The sequence below is a fragment of the Kocuria sp. TGY1127_2 genome, from assembly GCF_013394385.1.
Lineage (GTDB): Bacteria > Actinomycetota > Actinomycetes > Actinomycetales > Micrococcaceae > Rothia.
The window spans coordinates 2,070,439-2,093,450 of the sequence record NZ_AP022834.1 but is presented as its reverse complement, the minus strand read 5'-3'; the positions used below and the strand labels follow the sequence as shown (position 1 = coordinate 2,093,450).

At 61.9% G+C, this 23,012-nt stretch carries 25 protein-coding genes; 17 read left to right on the top strand and 8 right to left on the bottom strand.

The features are described from left to right. Window positions 1-16: 16 nt before the first annotated feature. The 5 genes from truB (at window position 17) to sake_RS09340 (ending at window position 3,816) form a co-directional block, all read left to right on the top strand. Window positions 17-1,078 (top strand): tRNA pseudouridine(55) synthase TruB, encoded by a 1,062-nt coding sequence (gene truB, locus sake_RS09360; protein WP_178945881.1) that lies wholly within the window; start codon window positions 17-19, stop codon window positions 1,076-1,078. Continuing rightward, entirely contained in the window at window positions 1,075-1,446 is a 372-nt protein-coding gene (locus tag sake_RS09355) for a hypothetical protein (RefSeq protein ID WP_129360625.1), read from the top strand. Before truB ends, sake_RS09355 begins: the two co-directional genes overlap by 4 nt. A 31-nt stretch (window positions 1,447-1,477) precedes the next feature. Next, window positions 1,478-1,939: a hypothetical protein gene (locus sake_RS09350; RefSeq protein ID WP_129360624.1), complete on the top strand. Its 462-nt coding sequence runs from the start codon at window positions 1,478-1,480 to the stop codon at window positions 1,937-1,939. Between the two features lie 69 nt (window positions 1,940-2,008). Then, window positions 2,009-2,734 (top strand): DUF4345 domain-containing protein, encoded by a 726-nt coding sequence (locus sake_RS09345; RefSeq protein ID WP_243155676.1) that lies wholly within the window; start codon window positions 2,009-2,011, stop codon window positions 2,732-2,734. 92 nt (window positions 2,735-2,826) lie between these two features. Further along, entirely contained in the window at window positions 2,827-3,816 is a 990-nt protein-coding gene (locus tag sake_RS09340; protein WP_243155675.1) for a bifunctional riboflavin kinase/FAD synthetase, read from the top strand. A 71-nt stretch (window positions 3,817-3,887) separates the two neighbouring features. On the opposite strand, the gene sake_RS09335 is transcribed toward sake_RS09340, so the two are convergent. The 4 genes from sake_RS09335 to sake_RS09320 all read right to left on the bottom strand — a co-directional run bounded on the left by sake_RS09335 (window position 3,888) and on the right by sake_RS09320 (window position 6,317). Further along, complete coding sequence (locus sake_RS09335) at window positions 3,888-4,715, bottom strand: aldo/keto reductase (RefSeq protein ID WP_129360621.1); 828 nt, start codon at window positions 4,713-4,715, stop codon at window positions 3,888-3,890. A gap of 41 nt (window positions 4,716-4,756) precedes the next feature. Continuing rightward, window positions 4,757-5,512 (bottom strand): 5'-methylthioadenosine/S-adenosylhomocysteine nucleosidase, encoded by a 756-nt coding sequence (gene mtnN / locus sake_RS09330; protein ID WP_243155674.1) that lies wholly within the window; start codon window positions 5,510-5,512, stop codon window positions 4,757-4,759. Then, a complete protein-coding gene (locus sake_RS09325) occupies window positions 5,509-5,967 on the bottom strand; it encodes an S-ribosylhomocysteine lyase (protein ID WP_129360620.1) in 459 nt (152 codons plus the stop codon). The genes mtnN and sake_RS09325 overlap by 4 nt, the downstream gene beginning before the upstream one ends. A 62-nt stretch (window positions 5,968-6,029) precedes the next feature. Next, entirely contained in the window at window positions 6,030-6,317 is a 288-nt protein-coding gene (locus sake_RS09320; RefSeq protein ID WP_178945879.1) for a helix-turn-helix transcriptional regulator, read from the bottom strand. A 106-nt stretch (window positions 6,318-6,423) separates the two neighbouring features. Between sake_RS09320 and sake_RS09315 the strand changes: the two genes are divergently transcribed. From sake_RS09315 to sake_RS09300, 4 genes are all read left to right on the top strand, one after another. Then, complete coding sequence (locus sake_RS09315; RefSeq protein WP_178945878.1) at window positions 6,424-7,782, top strand: site-specific DNA-methyltransferase; 1,359 nt, start codon at window positions 6,424-6,426, stop codon at window positions 7,780-7,782. 82 nt (window positions 7,783-7,864) lie between these two features. Then, entirely contained in the window at window positions 7,865-8,185 is a 321-nt protein-coding gene (locus sake_RS09310) for a hypothetical protein (protein ID WP_129360617.1), read from the top strand. After that, window positions 8,185-9,030, top strand: coding sequence for a methyltransferase domain-containing protein (locus sake_RS09305; protein ID WP_238147706.1), 846 nt, complete (start codon window positions 8,185-8,187; stop codon window positions 9,028-9,030). The genes sake_RS09310 and sake_RS09305 overlap by 1 nt, the downstream gene beginning before the upstream one ends. A 77-nt stretch (window positions 9,031-9,107) precedes the next feature. Then, a complete protein-coding gene (locus tag sake_RS09300) occupies window positions 9,108-10,325 on the top strand; it encodes a PLP-dependent aminotransferase family protein (protein WP_178945877.1) in 1,218 nt (405 codons plus the stop codon). A 91-nt stretch (window positions 10,326-10,416) separates the two neighbouring features. Here the strand turns inward: sake_RS09300 and sake_RS09295 are convergent, their stop codons facing one another. Beyond that, entirely contained in the window at window positions 10,417-11,022 is a 606-nt protein-coding gene (locus sake_RS09295) for a DNA-3-methyladenine glycosylase (protein ID WP_178945876.1), read from the bottom strand. Window positions 11,023-11,275: 253 nt separating this feature from the next. Between sake_RS09295 and rpsO the strand changes: the two genes are divergently transcribed. The 8 genes from rpsO (at window position 11,276) to sake_RS09255 (ending at window position 20,292) form a co-directional block, all read left to right on the top strand. After that, a complete protein-coding gene (rpsO, locus tag sake_RS09290) occupies window positions 11,276-11,545 on the top strand; it encodes a 30S ribosomal protein S15 (RefSeq protein ID WP_129360613.1) in 270 nt (89 codons plus the stop codon). Between the two features lie 267 nt (window positions 11,546-11,812). Further along, complete coding sequence (locus tag sake_RS09285) at window positions 11,813-14,056, top strand: polyribonucleotide nucleotidyltransferase (RefSeq protein WP_178945875.1); 2,244 nt, start codon at window positions 11,813-11,815, stop codon at window positions 14,054-14,056. Between the two features lie 188 nt (window positions 14,057-14,244). Beyond that, on the top strand, window positions 14,245-15,615 hold the full coding sequence (locus sake_RS09280; protein WP_129360611.1) for a pitrilysin family protein: 1,371 nt from the start codon (window positions 14,245-14,247) through the stop codon (window positions 15,613-15,615). Window positions 15,616-15,655: 40 nt separating this feature from the next. Then, on the top strand, window positions 15,656-15,970 hold the full coding sequence (locus tag sake_RS09275; protein ID WP_129360610.1) for a DUF3870 domain-containing protein: 315 nt from the start codon (window positions 15,656-15,658) through the stop codon (window positions 15,968-15,970). A 119-nt stretch (window positions 15,971-16,089) separates the two neighbouring features. Continuing rightward, window positions 16,090-17,244 (top strand): DUF819 domain-containing protein, encoded by a 1,155-nt coding sequence (locus tag sake_RS09270; RefSeq protein WP_129360609.1) that lies wholly within the window; start codon window positions 16,090-16,092, stop codon window positions 17,242-17,244. 35 nt (window positions 17,245-17,279) lie between these two features. Further along, entirely contained in the window at window positions 17,280-18,392 is a 1,113-nt protein-coding gene (locus sake_RS09265; protein ID WP_129360608.1) for a dipeptide epimerase, read from the top strand. Then, window positions 18,389-19,438 carry a C40 family peptidase gene (locus tag sake_RS09260; protein ID WP_129360607.1) on the top strand — a complete coding sequence of 350 codons (1,050 nt, stop codon included), beginning with the start codon at window positions 18,389-18,391 and terminating at the stop codon, window positions 19,436-19,438. The genes sake_RS09265 and sake_RS09260 overlap by 4 nt, the downstream gene beginning before the upstream one ends. 167 nt (window positions 19,439-19,605) lie before the next feature. Beyond that, a complete protein-coding gene (locus sake_RS09255) occupies window positions 19,606-20,292 on the top strand; it encodes a GDSL-type esterase/lipase family protein (RefSeq protein WP_178945874.1) in 687 nt (228 codons plus the stop codon). A 63-nt stretch (window positions 20,293-20,355) separates the two neighbouring features. Here the strand turns inward: sake_RS09255 and sake_RS09250 are convergent, their stop codons facing one another. From sake_RS09250 to sake_RS09240, 3 genes are read right to left on the bottom strand one after another with little or no spacing between them, the layout of a single operon-like run. Beyond that, window positions 20,356-21,513: an isochorismate synthase MenF gene (locus tag sake_RS09250; RefSeq protein WP_178945873.1), complete on the bottom strand. Its 1,158-nt coding sequence runs from the start codon at window positions 21,511-21,513 to the stop codon at window positions 20,356-20,358. Beyond that, window positions 21,510-22,310 (bottom strand): SDR family oxidoreductase, encoded by an 801-nt coding sequence (locus sake_RS09245; RefSeq protein ID WP_178945872.1) that lies wholly within the window; start codon window positions 22,308-22,310, stop codon window positions 21,510-21,512. The genes sake_RS09250 and sake_RS09245 overlap by 4 nt, the downstream gene beginning before the upstream one ends. Next, window positions 22,307-22,972 (bottom strand): isochorismatase family protein, encoded by a 666-nt coding sequence (locus sake_RS09240; protein ID WP_238147705.1) that lies wholly within the window; start codon window positions 22,970-22,972, stop codon window positions 22,307-22,309. Before sake_RS09240 ends, sake_RS09245 begins: the two co-directional genes overlap by 4 nt. Between the last annotated feature and the right edge of the window lie 40 nt (window positions 22,973-23,012).

Below are 23,012 nucleotides of genomic sequence, written 5' to 3'. Positions count from 1 at the left end.
GGAGGATACCGAGTAGGTGGCACGGCATCGCGACCGCCACGATGACGTTCCCTCGGGCCTCGTCGTCGTCGACAAACCAGCAGGCCTGACCAGCCACGACGTCGTCGCCCGAATGCGGAAGATAATCGGTACGCGGCGTGTCGGTCACGCTGGGACTTTGGACCCGATGGCCACCGGCGTACTCATTCTGGGCGTCAACAAGGCCACCAAATTGCTCACCTGGGTCAGCGGCGAGTCCAAGACCTACAGTGCGACGATCCGACTGGGGCAGGGGACCGTGACCGACGATTCCGAGGGCGAGGTGAGCATCACCGCTGACCCCGCCACTGTGGACTCCCTCGAAGAATCCGCGATCAACGCCGCGGTCACCGAACTGACGGGCCGGATCCTGCAGGTTCCGTCGTCGGTATCCGCGATCAAGGTCGGCGGAGTCAGGTCGTATGCCAGGGTCCGGTCGGGGCAGGACGTCGAGCTCGAGGCCCGTCCGGTTACGATTGATTCCTTCGACGTCCATGACATTCGGCGCGTCACGGCCACATGCGAGGGCTCGAGGGAGACATCCGTGGTCGACGTCGACGTCACGGTTTCGTGTTCCTCCGGCACCTATATTCGGGCGTTGGCCCGCGACATGGGTGCACGGCTCGGTGTGGGAGGCCATCTGACGCGCCTGAACCGATTGAATATCGGCGAGGTATCTATAGACGACTCCTCGACGCTTGAAGAGCTGGCCCAGGCGAGGGACGAAGGCCGTACCATCCCTATGCTTTCGGTCGAACGTGCGGCGGAGAGAATCTTTGTGCGCCGGAATCTGAACAATGACGAGGCAACCTCGCTCTCGAACGGCCGGTGGATCCCCCCAAACGCTCAGACCGAGGCAGGTGCCTCCGAGGCCAGTGGGAAGCGAGCCAACGACATCGTTCCGGCATGCGAATTGGCCGCGGGTTTCGCCCCGGACGGGACCTTGGTTGCGCTGGCCCAGAACCAGTGCCGCCGAGGGCTCGATGTCGCGGTTCCGCACCTCGTGTTTCGATCGGGCACGACTTTTCCGGTCGAAGCGGAAAGGACGGCTGATTCATGATCGCGGGTTATGATCTGTGGTTCTGGATCGCTCTGGTCCTGGGCCTCTTGTCGGCGCTGGTCTGCTTGGTGCAGTTCCTCCGCGGCAAGGTTCCGGACGACTTCTCACAGGGCTCCGTCCTGGTCCTCGAGGCTTTCCTCGTGGTGTATCTGATCGGCTCGATTGTGATGCAAATAGTGACCGATGGGCCCTCGGGTGATGCCTGGGAGTATTACGGTTATCTGCTGACCGCAATGCTGATTCCCGCAGGGACTTTCGTGTGGTCGCTGACCGAAAGGACCCGGTGGTCAACGCTGATGTTGGCCGTTGCCGGACCGATCATCCTCGTGATGGTCCAACGCATGAACGTACTGTGGTATTACTACTGAGTCCCATCCCGAGAGACCCATCAGAGAGGTCATGACTGACATGAACGACGTCGAGGCGAACGCCGCACATCAGACCCGGGGCCCTGCCGCGAAATCCAAAGGCCCTGGAATGCTCCTGGTGGCCGTGTACGCGATATTCTCCCTGTCGGCCGGGGCCCGTGCGCTCTACCAAATCATCGCCAAATTCGATGAGGCGCCCGTCTCCTTCGTCCTTTCCGGAGTCGCCGCCGCGATCTACATCTACGCGACCATTTCCTTGGCGCGCAAAGGTCTGGGAGCGTACTGGGCGGCCGTGTGGGCCATTGCCATCGAGCTGTGCGGCGTGATCGCCGTCGGAATCTTCTCCTACCTTCGACCGGATCTGTTCCCGTTGGCATCCGTGTGGTCGCATTTCGGCTCCGGGTACGGCTATGTGCCTTTGGTCTTGCCTATTATCGGGCTCCTGTGGCTGTATCGAAACCGACCCGGCCGAGGCGTTGAACGCGCGAAGTAGACCATGACCGGCCCCATCGGCCATAAAGTGGTGCAAGACAGATCTGATACTCCGTGAAAGGAGCCAATCGTGACTCATCCGTCCAGCCCGGAGAACAACAACGAGCAGAACGGCCACCCCAGGGGCCCGTGGGAAAACAGCCCGGAATCGGAGTCGACCGGTCCGACCGGAACGTCGCGAGATAGCGCCGAGCCGTCCTCGACTGCAGGACCGGGACGGACCGAGGCATCCGAACCTCGGACGAGGCAGCAACCTCGCCAGCCTCGTGCTGAACAGACCCGGAAGAAGACATCCAGCACCCCAGGGCCGGCCAAGACGTCGTCCAAGCCCGGCAAACAGCAGGACTGGGGAATCTTCCGGGCCGTCGTTGCACTCTATGGTTTGGTGATCATTGCATACGGCGTATGGCAGATCTTCGCCGGAACGGCTTCATTGCCTGGTGAGACGGAGGACTCCAGCGCCACCGTGGCCTCGTCGTACGGAGCCCTCGCAGCGGTTCTGTGCGGCGTGGGAGCAGCGTTCGTCGCGATTGCCGTCAAGTTCAAATGGGCCAACGTCCTGTGGTTCGTCTGCCTCATGATCTTCCTCGGCGGAATAGGCCGAATCTTCTCGTGGGCGATTTTCGGACTTCCCCATGCCGTAATGATCGTGGTCATGGTGCTCGACCTCGTGATCCCGCCCTGCCTGCTGGTCTGGCACGCCTGGATCAGCAAGGCCAATCGTATTCGTACCGAAATGTCTCAGGGTGCCCCGCAGGCCGCACCCCGGAACAAACGCGGTAAAAAGCGTTCATAACTGCCCCCTCGGGAACGGCAGTGCGACCGCACAAGGACTAGACTGATGGCCGCGGCTCGAGAACCGAGCCGCGGTCTGGCATGAGGAGATTCGTGGACTGTTTCAGGAGCCTGGACGAGATCCCGGAGGAATTCGGCCCCACGGCGGTGACCATCGGAAATTTCGACGGAGTCCATCGTGGCCATGCACGCGTCATCAAGACGGTCGTTTCGGAAGCCCATTCCGCGGGGCTGCAAGCCGTTGCGATTTCCTTCGATCCCCATCCTGCTTTGGTGCACCGACCGGACGTCCCACACCTACCCATCATGGGCCTGCAAGACAGCCTGGACCTTCTCAAAGAACTTGGGCTGGACGCCCTGGTTCTGCTGCCGTATTCCCTCGAATTTGCGCGCGAGACGCCCGAGGATTTCATCCGGGAAACCTTCGTCGAAGGTCTCCGCGCCAAGAAAGTCGTGATCGGGGCGGACGTCCGGTTCGGCCGCGACAATTCAGGCGATCTGACCACAATGCAGGAACTGGGGGGCAAGTACGACTTTGAGGTCGTCGTGGTCGAGGACCTCTCGACCGACAACGACCTGAACGACCTGCATGACGAAGACCCGCATCGGCGGTGTTCTTCGACCTGGATTCGTGAACTCCTCGCGGCCGGGGACGTTGAGGCCGCAACCCAGTTGTTGGGCCGCTATCACCGGATGCGCGGCGAAGTGATCCATGGTGCTGCTCGGGGACGGGAACTAGGCTTTCCCACGGCGAATATGTCTCCAGTATCCGATGGATTGATCCCTGCCGACGGTGTGTATGCCGGCTGGCTCCATGATGAGGCCGGAATGCGGTGGCCGGTGGCTATTTCCGTGGGGTCGAATCCGACCTTCGAAGGAGTATCACGGCAGGTCGAAGCGCACGTGATGGGGCGGCCGCACGAAGAGGTCGAGGATTTCGACTTGTACGGCCAACATGTGCTGCTGGAATTCGTGGCGCATTTGAGGCCAATGGTCGCCTATGAAGGCATGGACGCGTTGATCCGTCAGATGTCGAAGGACGTCGACGACGCTTGGCGCGTGCTGGGCTCCGACGAAGCCTGAAGGACAATCACCCGCATATACAGAAGCCCCCGCGAGGACATTCCTCGCGGGGGCTTCTGTATATGCGGTGTCTAGAACTCTTCGTGGGTGCGGGGGTCGTACCCCTTGAATGCGATCCCCGTGTGGAGACGCTTGATGACGTCCATCTGCTCAGGGCTGAGATCCCATTCGAAGACGTTGAGGTTCTCTTCCATCCGCTCGGGTGTCGAGGTCTTCGGAATCGGGACGATTTTGTTCTGGACCATCCATCGAAGAACGACCTGGGCCGGGGTCACGCCGATGGTGTCGGCAATATCGCCCAGTTCGGGGGTGTCCTCGAGGCCTTGCATGCGTCCCAGCGGTGACCACGCTTGAGTCACGATCTTATTCTTCTCGTGATATGCACGGAGCTTTTCCTGCTGCTGTCGAACCTGGAGCTCGATCTGGTTGACCACCGGAAGTTCGCTGGTCTCCTCGCCGAGACGGTCGATGTGCTCAGGCAGGAAATTGGAGGTGCCGATCGACCGGACGAGTCCTTCGTCCTTGAGCGCGATCAAGGCTTTCCACGATTCGACGTAGAGATTCACCTTGGGGTTGGGCCAATGAATCAAGTAAAGGTCCAGGTAGTCCAGACCCATCTTCCGGAGGGACTCCTTGGCAGCGGCGATGGTCGGCTCGTATCCGTGGTCCTTGCCCGCGAGCTTGGTCGTCACGAAAATTTCTTCCCGGTCGACGCCGGAATTGTGGATTCCTCGCCCTACGCCTTCTTCGTTTCCGTATTGGGCGGCCGTGTCGATCAAGCGGTGACCGCGCATAATGGCCTCGGCGACATTGGCCTCCGCCTCGGCATTGGACATGGGGTAGGTCCCGAAACCGACGGCCGGGATCTCATGGCCATCGCGCAGGTTGTGAGTAAGCATTAGGGTCTCCTGAAATTCAGTGGTCGTCTCCTGACGCGAGTTTACGCGTCCGGAGCGTGGGTCGTACGGATCACGGCCAGGACGGCCTCCGCCGACCTCTGTGCCACAATCTCCACGGCCATGTGAAAGTCTTGGTCGGCCGACGGGCCGCAAAGATCCGAGATGCCCCTGACGGACAAGAACCGGATTCCGTGACTCGAGCAAACCTGAGCGATCGCGGTGGTTTCCATATCGGTCGAAATGGCGTGAGGAAAAGCTTCGCGTGCATCCTTGACGTTCGATTCGGTGACGAAGGAACCTCCCGCGAGCATCTGTCCCACGTGGTGTGTGCCTTTGCGAGCAGTGACCGAGCGAGCAGCGTCGAGCAAGGTCTCATCCGAAGCGTAGTCGACCGGCATGCCAGGGACTTGGCCTCGTTCGTAGCCGAATGCGGTGGCATCGGCATCCGTGAATGAGTACGAGTCTCCCACTGCCAGATCGCCGACCTCGACGTCCCGGCGTAAGCCTCCCGCGCTACCGGCAGACAACAGTGCCCGCGGCTCGCATATGGCGATCGCCGTAGTCGCGGCGCTGGCCGCGTTGACGAGGCCGATGCCGGACCGGACCAACAGGATCGGGTGCCCCTGATGAGCCAGGGGAGTGTAGCGGGCTCGGCCGAAATCGACCGGCTCACCCAAGTGCTCGCAGGAATCGAGGAAAGGGGAGGCTTCCTCGTCCATGGCGACTTGGACGACAATCCCGCCGGCCACCGCTTCGCACATGTCGTCCGACCACGGGTTGTTGTGGGCTGGGCTCACGCGTAGACCTCGTCCCAGACCTCACGTTGGTCGAGGAAGCCTCCGACCGCGCCCTGGGCCCCGGCCAGGGTGTGGTTGGCACCCCACCCGCACTGGGTTTCGTTGGCCGCGGGAACCTCGGTCGCGTCGAGTATGTCGCGGAACGTCGCTTCCAGTATCGGCAGAAACGCATCTGGTTCGAGTCCGAGCGTCAGGGCGTAGAACCCGGTCTGGCAACCCATCGGGGAGAAATCGATGAGGGCCTCCGTGTGATTGCGCATGTGCTCGGCCGTCAGGTGCTCGATCGAATGAACGACCGGCATCTCGAGGTGACCCTGATTGGGCTGGGAGAACCGGACATCGTACTTGATGAGGGTATCCCCGCCGGGTAGTTCTTTGCGGTCAGCAATGCGCACGTACGGCGCGGCGACCTTGGTGTGGTCCAAGTTGAAGGATTCAACGTTCATCTTCTGCATACATCAATTGTTGCGCACATGTGCGGTTTAAGTCAGGGGCGGCAGGACGGACCGTAACGTGGCTAGGTGGTGAGATCGTCTTCGGTCTCGTCAGGCCAGAGCGCTTTGAGGACCTCTTCCCGGGGAATCTCGAGGATTGCGACGACGTTCATGAGAGATCGCAGTTTGGGATTCGAGGGGCTCCGAGTCGCTCGATCGCTGAACCCGTATTCCATTTGCTGATAGTGCTGGCGGGAGATTCCCGCTTCCAGAGCCACCTTCTCCTGAGTGATACCGAGATCGGCCCGATGGGACTGCAGAAGGCTCCCGAGTCGCAACGCGGTTTGGCGATCAAGGGAGTCGGAAGTCATTGCACCAGAATCGGGTCGCCCGGAGTTCAGGTCTACCAAGTGCACATGGCAAAACTTCGCTATCCTTGTGTGCAAAGTGTACATGGCACGACGTGGGGGTGCAAGAGTGCAAACACAGGCCCACCGGAACGCAGGTGGAGGCCCCGTCGAAACATACGGGCTTACCTGGCCCGGCAAGTCCGAATCCCAGAGGCTGGGGGAGAGCGCGACATCCGCCCGCCTGGTCCCCCATTCCCCGGGGAAAGGTGGAGCCGCCGTCGCGGAGGTGAACCTCGTGATCGAGGGGGACAGCCTCGACGCCCTGAAAATCTTGAGGCGCACGCATGCCGGAGCCTTCGGGCTGATCTACATCGACCCTCCGTACAACGTGGGGACGAAGGCCGACTACCGAGACTCTTTTCACCGGAGTCAGGCTGTCGAGGACCGCGCCGCAGGAGTGCACGAAGAGCCGGAGCGGTGTGCCGCTCGCTCTAACGCAGGCCGGAGGCATTCGCTCTGGCTGGATCTCATGTACCCGAGGCTTCGAGCCGCGCGCGAGCTGCTCGCCTCCAATGGGGTCATTGCCGTTTCGATCGATGACGCAGAAGCCCCCAGACTCAGGCTGCTCCTGGACGAGATTTACGGAGAGGAGAATTTCTGCGCGACGATCGTCTGGGAAAAGAAATACTCACCGGCCAACGACTGCCGCAATTTCTCGGTCGTCCACGACTACCTGATTCTCTATGCGGCATCACCAGCCTTTCGTCGCAACCTCCTGCCCCGAACCGAGGCAACCAATCGGCCGTACCGCCACGACGACGCCGATGGTCGCGGCCTCTACCGGACGAGTGACCTCTCGGTACGCACGTATTCGCCGGCCGCGGACTACGCCGTGGTGAACCCACTGACCGGGGCGAAGCATTTTCCGCCTCCCGGGCGGAGTTGGGGATATTCGCCTCAGGCCATGCAGCGCTTGATCGACGAGGGTCGGATATATTGGGGCACGGACGGAACACGCGCCCCTCAACTCAAGCGATACCTTGGGGAAGTTCAGGACGGAGTTGTACCGACGACCCTCTGGACTCGCGACTTCGCCGGGCACAATCATCTGGCCAAAAACGACATCAGAAAGCTCTTCGGAACCACGGCCGTATTCGAGACCCCGAAGCCCGTGCGCCTGATCCAGCGACTCCTTCAGGTCACCACCGGCAAAGATTCACTCGTGCTTGACTTCTTCGCCGGCTCGGGCACCACGGCTCATGCGGTGATGCGGCAGAACGCGGAAGACGGTGGCAACCGGAAGTTCGTCCTCGTTCAACTCGACGAGCCGATCAATGCGGCGCGGAAGCCAACGGTGGCCAGCGAATTCTCGACGATCGCGGACGTCACCCGCGAGCGCGTGCGTCGGGCAGCCGCAGCATTGCGCGAAGAATTCCCCGAGCTGGATCCCGCTCAGACCCGATTCGTGGAGCTCAAGGTGGTCTGAATCATCACGTCTCATTGGCGAACATTCCTGTGGTGCGCTATACCGGACAAGTCAGATTGTCTTGAAGGAAAGGTGGCGGAAAATGTCCGCTCTCGCCCCCACGCTGTTCTCTACCGCAGGTTTGATCGGAGGTTACAAAGTAGCTCGTTCAACCGGAAACCGCCCGCTCGGCGGTGCCGTTCTGGCTGTTGCCGGTGCGGCCGCGTTCAAAGGCTGGCAGAAAAATGCGGGAACCGGCACGGCTGCGGCCCTGACCGGTATTTATGTCCTCTCCTTCGGACTGTCCCATCCGCTGGCCAAGAAGATCGGTGCCTGGCCGAGTGTTTACACGGTGACTGCCGCGACCGGCGCCGCGTCGGCCATCTTGGGGCGCGACGTCGCCTCGCGCACCTCCGCCAAGTAGTGAGCACATTGTCCTCCCAGGACTCGGCAGGCGCTGCACAGGAACGCACACGGTGGGACCCCGAGCAGTACCTCAAATTCGGTTCTGAACGAGCCCGCCCGCTCGTGGACCTCCTCCAGAGGATTCCGCTGACCACGGTCCAGAACGTCGTCGACTTGGGCTGTGGGCCCGGTTCCGACACCCCGATCATTCACGGACACTGGCCTGAGGCGGTGGTGCACGGTGTCGACAGCAGCCAGCAGATGATCGACGCTGCCCAAGGGCGCGGGGAGTCTTTCGCTCGGTACGAGCATGCCGACGTCAAAGAGTGGTTGGACGCCCGCCGAGTCCATGGCTGGGCAGGAGAGGAGCCCCAACTCATTGTCTCTAACGCCCTGTTCCAATGGGTTGACGGCCACGAGACCTGGTTGCCGCAAGTGGCAGACCTCTTGCCGAGCGGCGGTGTATTCGCTTTTCAGGTGCCGGGCAATTTCGACGCCCCGTCCCACGTTCTGCTGCGCGAGATCGCTGGCCAACCGAAGTACGCCCGGCATATCGACGAAAAGCTCCGGGACAAAATCATCCGGGCCCGGGAGTATTTGGCTCTCTTGTCCCGTCCGGGATGGTCGGTGGACGCCTGGGAAACAACGTATCTCCACGTTCTGCAGGGGGAGGACCCTGTATTCGACTGGATCTCCTCGACGGGGGCCCGTCCGGTGCTCAACGCCCTGCCGGAGCCCGTCAAGGGCGAGTTCGTCGAAGAATACAAAGCGGCACTTCGGACGGCTTACCCTGCCGAAGCCCACGGGACCGTCATGCCGTTCCGCCGGGTATTCGTCGTGGCCGCGCGGCTCGCCGAAAACTGATGTCCCAGCCCGGCCTCATGATTTGTACCAAGATGTGAGACATCGAGGAAATCACACGACACGCGGAAAGAAGAATAATGACTACGGGAAATACCGAATTCACCCCACGGCTCGCGCGCAATTTTGCGGATACGGAAGATTCTCCGGTCCGGGCGCTCCTGGACCTGGTGAGTCGACCCGGGGTGATCTCTTTCGCGGGCGGTATTCCGGACTCCTCCTTTTTCGACCTGGGCGCCATCCGCGCGGCCTACGAGGCATCCCTGGCTCGGCCGGAGCGTTCGCTCCAGTATTCGTCGAGTGAGGGCGAGCTCGAGCTTCGCGAAGTGATCGCCGCGAACCTCACGTCCGAAGGCATTCCCTCCCAGTCTGACGACATTCTGATCACCACGGGCTCGCAGCAGGGCCTGACCCTCATGGGACAGGTGATGGTCGACAAAGGGGACGTCATCCTGGTCGAAGACCCGACGTACCTGGCCGCATTGCAGACCTTCGGGTTGGCTGGAGCGCGTTTTGAGCCCGTCGAGTGCGATGACGAAGGCGTGATCCCGGAAGCCCTGGACCGGGCGATCGCAGCGCATCGACCGAAGCTCGTCTACCTCATCCCGAGTTACCAGAATCCGAGTGGCCGCACGATGTCGGCGCGGCGCCGTCACGACGTCGCCCAGATCCTTCTCAGGACCCAAACCATGCTGATCGAGGACGACCCGTATTCGAGCCTCCGCTATTCCGGTGAAGCGCTCGAGCCGATCTGTGCGATCGAAGGCATGGCGGAGCAGACTGCGCTCCTGCAGACATTGTCCAAATCCGTTGCTCCGGGAATCCGCCTCGGCTGGGCACGCGTGCCGTCCTCGATCCGTGACGCGATGATCGTCGGCAAGCAGGCCATTGACCTGCATAGCTCCACGGTGGATCAGTATGCGGCCGCTTACTATCTCGCTCATCCGGAGACGCATCAATCCGATGAGGAGAAGCTCCGGGTCTATGGCGAGCGTCTGCAAGCGATGGTTCGCGAGCTGCCCCAGGCTCTTCCGGAGGGTTCTCGCGTGACCTCGCCCCAAGGGGGAATGTTCTTGTGGGCCGAATTGCCGGAGGCCTATGACACGGACGCTCTGCTGCCTTATGCGATGCGGGAAGGTGTTGGGTTCGTGCCCGGCAGCTCATTCCACGTGGACACGAGCATCCGGAACACGATGCGAATCTCCTTCGTCACCAACGCGGAAGAGGAAATCGTCGAAGGCGTGGCGCGACTTGGTCGAGCGGTTGCCGCCTACGAGGCGGAGCAGCTGAAGGTGTGACCCGGTCCCTCCTGCGAGACGACGATGGTGCGTGCGCCGTGTCGGGTCAGGGCGTTGCGCAGGATCGCCGCCTCGTCGGGGTAAACCGGGCTCAGCCGACCGCGACCCGCCGCGAACGCGGGGAACTGACCGTCGGATCGTTGGGGATCCAATACCGCAAGGGAGCATCCGCATTCTTGCTGATGCCGATGCGCTTGCCTCTGACGTGCTCGACCGGTTCTCGAGCCTCTTCTATCCAGAACTCGACGGTGGACTCCGAGATGTGGTCTCCGCGAGCCGCCTGATGGACCGGCGTTCCGTTGTCCGTCAAGCTGAGCCCCAGGGCAGAACCCAGGTTTCCCGGTCCTCGGGCCAGACCGACGTCGAGGACGCTTTCGCCGCGTCGGGTACGCACCTCATCCCACCCGGAAACGACCTCTCCGGCCCGCATCAGACAACCGGAGGCGGTTCCATCAGGGGAGCAGACCAGGTTCCCGGCACGGTGAATCCCGTACGACGCGTACACATAGAGGTGGCTAGGCGCGCCGAACATTGTCGCGCACCGCGGCGTCGGGCCTTTGTGGGCGTGCGACGCCGGATCGACGGTGCCGAGGTAGGCCTCGACTTCTGTCAATCTGATCGCGACCTGCCCACGATGAATTACTGCCCCCAGAAGCTGGGGAGCCACGATGTCGGCAGACTGGGTGAAATCGATCATTGCACCATCGTGGCACGCCGGGTCGCGAGTCTCACAGCCCTGAAACGCACCGTCCGGGCGGATGTTCTTCCGCAGATCGGTTCCATCAGCTAAGCTGGAGAGTACGTCTGGCTGCAGTCCGTGGTTGCCAGGCGTCCCTCGTTCCGTGATCCTCGGGCGGCGATATCCGCCCGGGACTGTCCTCGGTGCGTTGGGTTCCCGGCGGCATTCGCCGTATCGGGCCGTTCACGGCACTAACTCTAGGAGTTAATCAGTGGCACTGGATCCCGCTGTCAAGCAGGAAATCATCAAGGAATACGCAACCCACGAGGGCGACACCGGTTCGCCCGAGGTCCAGGTTGCAGTTCTGACTCGTCGCATCAGCGACTTGACCGAACACCTTAAGTCCCACAAGCACGACCACCACTCGCGTCGTGGTCTCATGATTCTCGTTGGTCGCCGTCGCAACATGCTCGGCTACCTGCGTCGGATCGACATCGAGCGTTACCGCGCGCTGATTCAGCGTCTCGGAATTCGCCGATAAAGACGACAAGCGTGAGGGGCGGCGCCGCTGTGACGGAATCCGGCTTCCAAACATGGAAGACTGGATACCGGACGGCAGCGCCGCCCTCTCGCTACCCACAGCGAGCTCCCACGGAAGGATCCGTGGGACTTCAGTAAAAAATACGCGTAGGGCCTATCCTCTCCTTGCGGTCCTCGGTAGTGGCCTCCGGATGTATTCATCCGTGGGCCTCGATCGAAGACCGAGTCGAGGCGGGTCCGCGCGAAGTACAAGAAATGGAGGTGACCCTTGGAGGGTCCCGAGATTCAATTCGCAGAAGCCATTATCGACAATGGCAAATTCGGCCAGCGCACCGTTCGCTTCGAAACCGGCCGCTTGGCCAAGCAGGCTGCGGGCTCCACGCTCGTGTCCATCGACGAAGAAACCAGCATGCTGTCGGCAACCGCTGTCGGCAAGCACCCGCGCGAAGGATTCGATTTCTTCCCGCTGACGGTCGACGTCGAAGAGCGCATGTACGCCGCGGGCCGCATCCCGGGCTCGTTCTTCCGCCGTGAGGGACGCCCCTCGACGGACGCCATCCTGGCATGCCGCCTGATCGACCGCCCATTGCGCCCTGCCTTCGGCAAGGGAATCCGCAATGAGGTCCAGGTCGTCGTGACCGTTCTGACGATCGATCCTGACGAAATCTACAACACCGTTGCCATCAACGCCGCCTCGATGTCCACGACCCTCTCCGGAATGCCGTTCCAGGGACCGGTCGGCGGCGTCCGGGTCGCACTGATCGACGGTCAGTGGGTTGCATTCCCCAAGCATTCGCAGCTGGAGAACGCAGTGTTCGACATGGCGGTTGCGGGACGCGTCGTGACCAAGGCCGACGGAACCGAAGACGTCGCGATCATGATGGTCGAGGCCGAAGCCACCGACACCTCATGGGACCTCGTCCAGTCCGGCGCGACAGCGCCGACCGAGGACGTCGTGGCGGAAGGCCTCGAGGCAGCCAAGCCCTTCATCAAGGCGCTGTGTGATGCCCAGTCGGATCTGGCCAAGCGTGCCGGCAAGCCGGCCATGGAGATCGAGCGCTTCGGCGGATACGCCGACGAAGTAGCCCAGGCAGTCGAGTCCAAGTTCTCCTCAAAGATCAAGGACGTCTACTCCATTGCGGGCAAGCAGGAGCGCGAGATCGCTTCCGAAAACCTGCAGAAGGAAGTTGCCGAGGAACTCGCCGGTGAAGGCAAAGAGTTCGAAGGCCGCCTCGAGGAAGTCAATGGTGCTTTCAACGCCTTGACCAAGCAGACCGTGCGCCAGCGCATCCTGACGGATCAGGTCCGCATCGATGGCCGCGGACTGACCGACATCCGTCAGCTCACGGCAGAGGTAGAAGTTCTGCCGCGCGTGCACGGATCCGCGATCTTCGAGCGCGGCGAGACCCAGATCATGGGTGTCACCACGCTCAACATGCTCAAGCTCGAGCAGCAGATCGACTCCCTCTCTCCGGTCAAGACCAAGCGGTACATCCACCACTACAACTTCCCTCCGTATTCCACGGGCGAGACCGGCCGCGTCGGTTCCCCGAAGCGCCGCGAAATCGGTCACGGTGCGCTTGCGGAGCGCGCGATCACCCCGGTCCTGCCGTCGCGTGAGGAATTCCCATACGCGATTCGCCAGGTTTCCGAGGCGCTCGGCTCCAACGGTTCGACGTCAATGGGCTCAGTGTGCGCCTCGACCCTCTCGCTGCTCAACGCCGGTGTGCCGCTGCGCGCTCCGGTGGCCGGTATCGCGATGGGCTTGGTCTCGGACGAGGTCGACGGCGAAACTCGTTACGCCGCTCTGACCGACATCCTCGGCGCAGAGGACGCATTGGGCGATATGGACTTCAAGGTCGCGGGTACATCCGAATTCGTGACCGCGATCCAACTCGACACCAAGCTCGACGGAATCCCCGCCTCGGTGCTCGGTGCCGCGCTCAAGCAGGCTCGCGAAGCCCGCCTGCACATCCTTGACGTGCTGACGGCCGCGATCGACGTTCCGGATGAAATGAGCGAGTTCGCCCCGCGTATCATCACGGTGCACGTGCCCGTCTCCAAGATCGGCGAGGTCATCGGCCCGAAGGGCAAGATGATCAACCAGATCCAGGAAGACACCGGCGCGGACATCACGATCGAGGACGACGGAACCGTTTATATCGGTGCCGTGGACGGCCCTTCCGCTGAGGCCGCACGGTCGGCGATCAACGCGATCGCCAACCCCCAGGTTCCTGAGGTCGGAGAACGCTACTTGGGTACGGTCGTCAAGACCACGACCTTCGGTGCTTTCGTGTCCCTGACTCCGGGCAAGGACGGGCTGCTGCACATCTCCGAGCTGCGCAAGCTCAACGATGGCAATCGCGTGAGCGACGTCGAAGACGTCGTTGGCGTCGGGCAGAAGGTCCAGGTCGAGATCACCAAGGTTGACGACCGCGGCAAGCTGTCGTTGGCCCCTGTTGTCTCCGAAGAAGAGACCGCAACCGTCACTGAGAGTGACGACGAGGAGTAATTTCCTCCGAATCTCTCCCACGAAAACCCCGGTCGGATCCCAGAGGATCCCGCCGGGGTTTTCGTCGAATTGGACGACGTGTCCTGGGGCCTTAGACTCGTCGCCGGAGGCCGCCGCGATCGACGACAACTCATTGCGAACGGGCTCGTCCCCTGTCACCTGATCAATCTGAGGAACTGACTGAATACATGCCATACGCATTGGGCTTGAACCCCGAGGACCTCGTGGAAGAGCTGAATTACGAGGAAGGGCGCCTCGTGTGCTCGGGGGAGGGCGGCAACGAAGTCCGCCGTTCCGTCCTGCCCGGAGGCGTACGTGTTCTGACGGAACGCATGCCTGGCCAGCGCAGCGTCGCGTTGGGGTTCTGGCTCGGCGTGGGTTCGCGTGATGAGACACCGGGCATGTACGGTTCGACGCACTTCCTGGAACACCTGCTGTTCAAGGGAACCCCGTCACGCAGCGCTCTCGACATCGCGGAAGAGTTCGACGCCGTTGGCGGTGAATCCAATGCGCTGACGGCCAAAGAACATACCTGCTACTACGCGCGAGTACTATCCGAAGACGTGCGCATGGCCGTGGAGGTCATCGCGGACATGGTGACGTCGGCGAAGATCGATCCCCGCGAACTCGAACAGGAACGCGGGGTCATTCTGGAAGAGATCGCCATGGACCTCGACGACCCGACCGACGTGGCCTTCGAGAACTTCACCGCGAAGATCATGGGTCAGCACCCTTTGGGCAGGCCGATCGGGGGCACACCGTCCGAGATCACAAGCGTCTCGCGTGAAGCGGTGTGGGAACACTACAACAAGCATTACACTCCGGATCGTTTGGTCATCTCCGCGGCGGGCGGGCTCGAACACCGCGAAATCGTCCGACTCGTTCTCGATGCCCTCGAGGCCGCCGGGTGGGATCTCACGGAAGGCGCGATTCCCGCGGCGAGACGGGTCCGCCACCCGGCCGATATTTCGCCGGAATACGGTGGCCACACGGTCGACCGGCCGTTTGAGCAGGCCAACGTGATTCTGGGCACCACGGGTCTGATCGCTGGGTCACAGCAAAGATTCGCGATGTCCGTGCTCAACGCGTGCCTGGGCGGCGGGATGTCCTCTCGTCTGTTCCAGGAGATCCGCGAAAAGCGCGGACTCGCCTACAACACATTTTCTTTCGGTGGTTCCTACTCCGACGCCGGCTATTTCGGTATGTACGCGGGGTGCACCGCTGACAAAGCGCCCGTAGTCGTGGACCTGATGAGAGCAGAATTGGACCGGCTCGCGGACAAGGGCCTGCAGGAAACGGAATTGAACAAGGTCACGGGACAACTCAGCGGCGCAACGGTTCTCGGCAGCGAGGACGCCGGATCTCGGATGTCCAGACTGGGCCGATCCGAATTGGACACCGGTCATTTCACGGACCTCGACGAACTCCACGACAACATTCGTGCGGTCACGGCGCAGGAAGTCCAAAGCCTGGCTGGGGAACTGGCTGCGCGCGATAGCGTGACCACCTGGGTCGGAACCGGGGTCGCCGCGGCACGCGAATCCGCCGTCGGCTCGTAATAGCTATGTTTTGAATGTGATCTGGGTTAAGGTTTTACGCATGTGTTCCTCGATCTTCGTGACAGGCGAAGCGAAGTCCCCGTCGAATAACCCGATCACCAACCAGTTCGGTCTCTTCTTCATCGGGCTCGTCATCGACACGGACACTCACCGAATTCTCGATGCAGAATGCACGGCGACGTTGGCGCTGACGAATACCTTCGTCAGGAGCTTGATTGTCGGGGCCAGCATCGAAGAGGAGGAAAGCCTGGCGGAACAGATCTCCGTCAGATACCACGGGTCGTCCCAACGGGCCTTGATCACCGCGTTGCACAACGCGGCGACCAAGTATCGTTGCGCGACCACCAAGACTTAACAGGCATCCCCTGATTGCCTGGTCCCTCGGCGGGGACCGGATCCAGTCGGAAATACCAGACAACTTTGTCCCGGTGTTTCCGACTTTTTTGTTACTGGGGGTGCGGGAAGGAAACGAGCATGATCACCGATGGCTTCCTCTTCTTGGGGGTCTTGCTTGCACTGGCCGCCGTCATCGTGTTTTGCGAGAAGCGCTCTCGCTACAAATTCTTTCGATACGTTCCGGGCTTCGTGCTCATGTACATCGTCACGGCGCTCCTGAACACCGTGGGGGCATTCGGCCAGAGCGACGACGTCGTGGACCTGGGCTCGGGAGTCCAAGATGCTCTCCTGCCGGCAATGATCCTGTTGCTTCTGTTCCAATGCGACGTCCGCAAGATCATCAAACTCGGTCCCAAGCTTCTGCTGACCTACGTGGTCACGGCATTCAGTATTTTCGTTGGATTCGTGGTCGCATACCTGATCCTCCACAGCGTCCTTGATCCCGAGGCCTGGAAAGCGCTCGGGGCACTTTCCGCTTCCTGGACCGGCGGGTCGGCCAACATGGTCGCTGTGCAGTCGATCCTGCAGGCGCCCCAGGACGTCTTCGGTTACGTTCTCATCGTCGACACGATTGTGTACTCGGTGTGGTTGCTGGTCATGTTCGGATCCGTCTCGATTTCGGATAAATTCAACGCCTGGACCAAGGCCGATACCCGTTATCTCGATGTCCATTCGAATGCCGAGGAAGGACCCGCGCAGAAGCCGATCGATCTGGTGTCGCTGATCTGCGTGATCGGTTTCAGCATCTTCATCTCCTCCGCGGCAACCAAAGTCGGAGAATTGCTCCCGGAAATCGGCGTCGTGGTCACTTCGAGCACCTGGACCATTCTGATCGTCAGCGTCCTCGGGCTGGTTATCGGCTCGACGAAACTCGGCAACGTCGCAGGATCCAGCGAAATTGCGATGGTCATGCTCTACCTGATCATCGGCATCATCGCCTCCCAGTCCGATTTCGCGTCGCTTGGACAGGCTCCGCTCTACTTGGTGGCCGGTGTGATTGTGATGATCGTCCACATCGGGATCGTGGTGGTATACGCCAAATTGACCCGGACGGAGCTATTCAGCCTGGCCGTTGCCAGTACAGCGAATATCGGCGGTATCGCCTCCGCACCCGTGGTAGCTAGCGCGTTCAACCGCCAGCTCGTACCCGTTGGTGTGCTCTTCGCCCTGATCGGGGCGTTTGCGGGTACATTCTTCGGTCTCATGACCGCACAAGTTCTGTCGGTGCTGTGATGTCGCACTCCACACCAGGGAAGGAAAAGAAAAATATGGTTTCGAACGGACAAATTCGGGTGCGGGACCTCCGCGCCATGCCGTACAGCGGACCCCTCAAGCGCCCCTTTGTCACCTCGCGCCGACGCGTCGATTCCATCCAGGGGGTCCTCGTCGAAATGGATCTCGATGACGGCTCCCACGGATTCGGCACCGCCGCGGAAACGTGGGCAGTCACCGGAGAATCCGTGGCCTCTGTCCTCGCCGCGATCAACGGGCCCCTCTTCGAGGCACTCATCGGAAAGGACGTGTCCTTGCGGGAAGCGGAGGACGCGGTTGCGAACAGTTGCGAGGGGAATATGAGCGCCAAGGCCGCGGTCGACGTCGCTCTCCACGATGCCTGGGCATCGAGCCTGGGATTGCCTCTCGTCGCGGCGCTGGGCGGGCGCAGCGATGCGCACGCCGTGACCGACATGACGATCAGCTTGGGGTCGCCGGAGACCATGGCACGGGAAGCCGTCGCGGCCAGCGAGGAAGGTTTCGAAATCCTCAAGATCAAGTTGGGCAGCGACCCTCGGACTGATCTGGACAGGCTCGAGGCCGTCCACGAAGCGGTCCCGGCTGCACGGTTTCGGCTGGATGCCAACCAGGGGTGGGAAACCAAGGAAGCAATACGCATGATTCGGCGTCTTGAAGATACGGGGATACCAGTGGACCTCGTCGAACAGCCCACGCCCAAAGGAAATTTGGAAGCCCTCGCGAAGGTAACGGCCGCCGTTGAGACCCCGATCATGGCCGACGAATCGGTGGCTACCGAGCGAGACGCCCTGAACGTGCTCCGCCGGGAGGCAGCGGACCTGATCAACATCAAACTCGCAAAATGCGGAGGCATTCGCTCGGCCATGTCGATCGCCGATCTGGCGGCGGTCTCCGGTGTCGGTTGCATGATGGGGGCCATGATGGAACCTCGCGTATCCATTGCCGCGGCCGCCCACGCGGCGCTGGCTCATCCGAACATCCAGCTGATCGACTTGGACTCCGCCGAATGGATCCAGGACCCACGCATCGCGCGAGGGTACGAGCGCGAGGGATCAAAGATTTCCCTCGCTGAGACTCCGGGGCTCGGCATGGACCTTGACCCCTCACTCACGGAAGGAACAGCATCATGAGATTTCACCGAATTATCGCGGCCGCCGGAGCCTTGGGCCTGGCATGTTCTCTCGCCGGAGCGCCGGCCATGGCGGAGTCCGACGGAGGAAGCCCGCAGGCGGCCACGCCAGGGGAGGGGATCAGTGTCGGCGACACTGCATTTGTAGACACTACGGTCGCAACGCTATGGGGCGAGCCCGGCAAGGACCGGCCGATCGACAAACCGTCCACGACCAACCCGGTGGATCTCGACCAGTGGAACAAGAATATGGAGGATACCGAAACCCGGGGCTGGTTGACCGGCAACACGGAAACCCAGGCAGTCTACGGCTCCGAGGTTTCGGTAACCGAGATTCAGGGCGACTGGTCCAAGGTCGTGGTACACGACCAGTCGACCCCGAAGAATGAGCAGGGGTACCCGGGTTGGGTCCCGACTCGGCAATTGATCGAGAACAACACCTTCGACCACCAGAAGGACGCCGGTCAACGAGCGGTCGTCACATCGCAGAAGGCCACGCTGACCAATGACTCGGGGAACGCGGATGAGAATCTGGAGCTGAGCTTCAACACCGAGCTTCCCGTGGTTCAGCGGACCGAATCCGGAGTGCAAGTGAGCTTGCCCGACGGTGGGACGGGCTGGGTCCAGCCGGACGAGGTCGCGCTCTATTCCCCGGGTGAGGGACCCTCCCGTCCGACCGGCAGCGACGTCGTCGAAACCGGCAAACAGTTCTTGGGCCTGCGTTACCTGTGGGCCGGTGTATCAGCCTACGGATACGACTGCTCGGGCTTCACCTACAGCATGTACCGAGCCCACGGGATCGATATCCCGCGCGATGCGGACGCACAGGCCGAATTCGGCCAGGACGTCGCGGAAAGCGACCTGCAGCCCGGCGACCTGCTGTTCTTCGCCCAACCGGGAGGCACGGGTGCCGTCCACCACGTCGGCATGTACATGGGCGATGGGAAAATGATCCACGCCCCCAACGAGTCGACCACTGTTTCGATCACCGACTGGAAGCAGTGGGACTCGAAGAGCGAGTTCTCAGGCGCCAAGAGAATGCTCTGATCTTGTGTCCGTCACGGCCCGGGCGTAGAACGCGTTATCGGGCCGTGGCTGCCGCACCATGGCGATGATGTGTACTACGTTTCTGGATAAGAGCCTGTGACCGGAAGAATCTCGGGCTGAACGACAAAGTGGCAGGACACAACATGGCGAGAGGGCTGAAGGATATTGTGAATTCCTCACAAGGAGCGTCGGACACAGCGGACAGGATCGGTGCGACGACCGCTTTGCGAAGGCGCGTCAGAAGCAGACTGTCAGCGCGGCGATACAAACCTCAGCAGATCAGCCGGCGGTCCCAGCTGGACACGTTGCCCTTGCCCGCGGGTCGCGTGGTTTTTCTCGGCGACAGCATCACCGAACACGGGCAGTGGCAGGAATGGTTCCCGGACATCCCCGTCGTCAATCGCGGAGTCGGAGGAGAGACCAGCGGGGACATACTCGAACGGGTGTACGGCGTCATCAACAGCCCGTCGGCGGTCATGCTCCTGATGGGCACCAACGACATCGGCCAGGGGAAACCGACCGAAGGAATTCTGAACAACCTCGCCGGGATTCTGGACCACATCGATTATTGCGCTCCGGGGACGTCCGTGGTGGTCCAGTCGATCATGCCCCGGGCTCTTTCCTACCGCGGCGAGGTTCTCTGGGCCAATGAGAGAATCCGGGAGATCGTTGCCTCGTACCCGGAGAATATTCGGTACCTCGACCTGTGGCCGGCACTGGCCACCCCGGAGGGGGCCTTGCGTCCGGAACTGAGTGAGGACGAACTCCACCTCAACGGGCCCGGGTATCAGGCGTGGGTCCATGTCCTCGAGCCTGTTCTCCGAGAACTCACCGTCGGCTCGCACACGGGGTAGACCGCAGAACGGCCCGACGGCTTCGGAAGCCGCCGGGCCGTTCTATCCGGTGAACCAGCCCGCTCAGGCCAGCCCCTCCAGCGTGCGCAGCACTGTCCCGAACTTGGAGGCCGTCTCGGCGTGTTCGCTTTCGGGCGTGGATCCCTGGACGATACCGGCTCCCGCGTAGAGCGTAATGTTCCGCTCCTGAATGCTCGCACACCGAAGGACGAGGGACCACCGACCGTTTCCGGCGGAATCGGTCCATCCCACCAAGCCGGAATAGTAACGCCTCGATTGGCCTTCGAGCTGACGAATCGCCGCGACGGCCTGTGCTGCCGGTGTTCCGCCCACGGCCGGGGTCGGGTGGACGGCCAGGGCCGCCTCCAGCGCCGAAACACCGGGCTTCAGAAGACCGGTGATCCGGGTCCCCAAATGCCACATGGAGTCCGTCCCGAAGAGCTCCGGTTCGGCGGGCACGCGGAGTTCACGCGCGAGCGGGCAGAGAGCATCGCGGATATGTCGGGTCACGAAGCCGTGTTCGTGCATGTCCTTGGGCGAGGAGCCGAGAAGTCGAGCGGCCTCGTCGGCCTCGGGCCCGCCCGGAGAACGGCCGAGGGAACCTGCCAAGGGATGGGTCACGAACCTGGAGTCGTTGAGATCCGCGATGATTTCCGGACTGGCACCGAGCCATGTGACCCCGTCGCTCAACCGGATCCGAAAGATATCGGCCCTGCCTCCAGCCGAGGAGAGCCGCTCCAGGATCCGTTGCTCGGTAGTATCCCGGTCTTCTCCCGGAAGGGGCAAGGTCATAGAACGGGACAGCACGATCTTTTTCATCTCACCGAGCTCGATCCGATCGAGGGCCTCCGAGACGATTCTCCGGTAATGCGGAGAATCCGGTGTGGTGTGCCGTGTTGTCGGAGCCGAAGCTGTACGTCTCGACACCTTCTGCGGAATCCACGCTGCTTCGCCAGTTATCCGCAACTCGGCCGGCTCGGAAGTGTCGAAGGGAATGATGCCGTAGAGCACCTGGGTCCGGCTCGTGGCCTGCTCCCGGTCGCGCAACCGATTCATCAGGTCGCCGGCCGCACCCGATTCGTGGGCGAACACCGGACGCAGAATCTCACCGCCCGATGCCTCCAGTGTCCATCGGCCTGAAGAGAACGTGAAATTCGGTTCGGGGTCCGTGGCTCGGTCCGGGTCCGTCGCCGGATGCGCCGTCAGTGTAGAGGGGTTCATCGTTGGGTGGCTCCTCCATCTACGGTCAGTTCCGCCGCCGTGATGTGAACTGCCCTAGCCGAAACCAAGAACTCGACGACCTCAGCGATATCCGCCGGCTCGGCGATGCGCCCCAACGGAATGCCTGTCCGATACAACCGGGAATCGCCCGCGACGGTCTGTTCCGTACGGGCGGCACCTTGCCACAGGGATTCCACCATGGGAGTCCGCGTCGTTCCCGGGTTCACGACGACGCAGCGGATTCCGGCCGAACCGACCTCCAATCCGAGGCTACGGGTGTAGTGGGAGGCGAAGGCCTTGCTGGCACCATAAGCGGCGAAGTCAGCACGCGGCCCGGTGCCCGCGTTGGACGCGACCGTCACGATGGATTTTTCGGGGCGTTGACCCGGCTCATGATCACCTTGGCGGATCATGGTGCGTGCAGCGGCGGAACTGACGTTGACGACACCGAGCGAATTGACCTCGATCATGTGGCGAACTTCCGATTCGGGGGCTTCCAACGCCGGTCCGGTCGCGATGATTCCGGCAGCGTTGATCACTGATCGAAGGCGGTATCGTGAGGACAATTCGTCGAAAACTTCCGTGACCGCGCCCGCGTCTGTGACATCGAGGTCGATGTACTCGACCCCAGAATGCTTCGGCTTGTCGGCACCTTCAGAGGCCGCGCCGGTACGGTCCGTCGAAATGACCACGGCATCACGGTGATCGGCGGAGCGGCGCCTCAACAGACTGACAATCTGGCGTCCGATGCCTCCCGAGCCGCCCGTCACGACAATTGCGTGAGGAAGTTCTTTCACCAGGCCATCTCCTCGATTGGACGCAAAGCAGCACCGAACTCTTCGATCACGGCCGAGGCCGCGCACACCTGACCGCAGCGGCCGGCGACGTAATCGAGGGCCATCTGATGGTGCTCACGGTCGAAATCCGCCTGAGCATCGGCAACGAAGAAGACCTGGATCCCCCTCATATATGCTTCCAACGCGGTAGCCAGGCACCCGATGTGGGAATAGACCCCGGTGATGACCAGCTGGTCCTTCCCGTGATTGCGCATCCGGTGTTCGAGGTCGCTGCGGTAGAACGCGCTGTATCGCCACTTCGTCAGAACAGTGTCTTCCGCATGGGGATCGAGCTCGTCGATGATTCGGGCCGCTTCCTCATCCGTCAGTCCCGGCCCCCAAAAGTCCGTCAATAACTGACGGTCGGCCGGGTCCTGAGCCGGAGGCTGAGCGGTGTACACCACCGGGGCCTCGGCGCGGTGAAAAGCTTGCCGGAGAGCCGCAGTGTTGTCTACCGCGGCGTCGATCTGCGAACCCGGCGAGCGATCGAATGCGTCGATGAAATGGTTCTGCATGTCGTGGATCAGGAGCAAGGCCCGTTGGGGGTCAAGCCGCCAATCGGTTCGGTTCGGCCATGGCGTGGGGGAATCGAGGTGATAGGGCAGGATTCTGGGTAGTGGCAAGGGGGCTCCTCACAGGTGGGGTTGAGATGATGGGAATTGC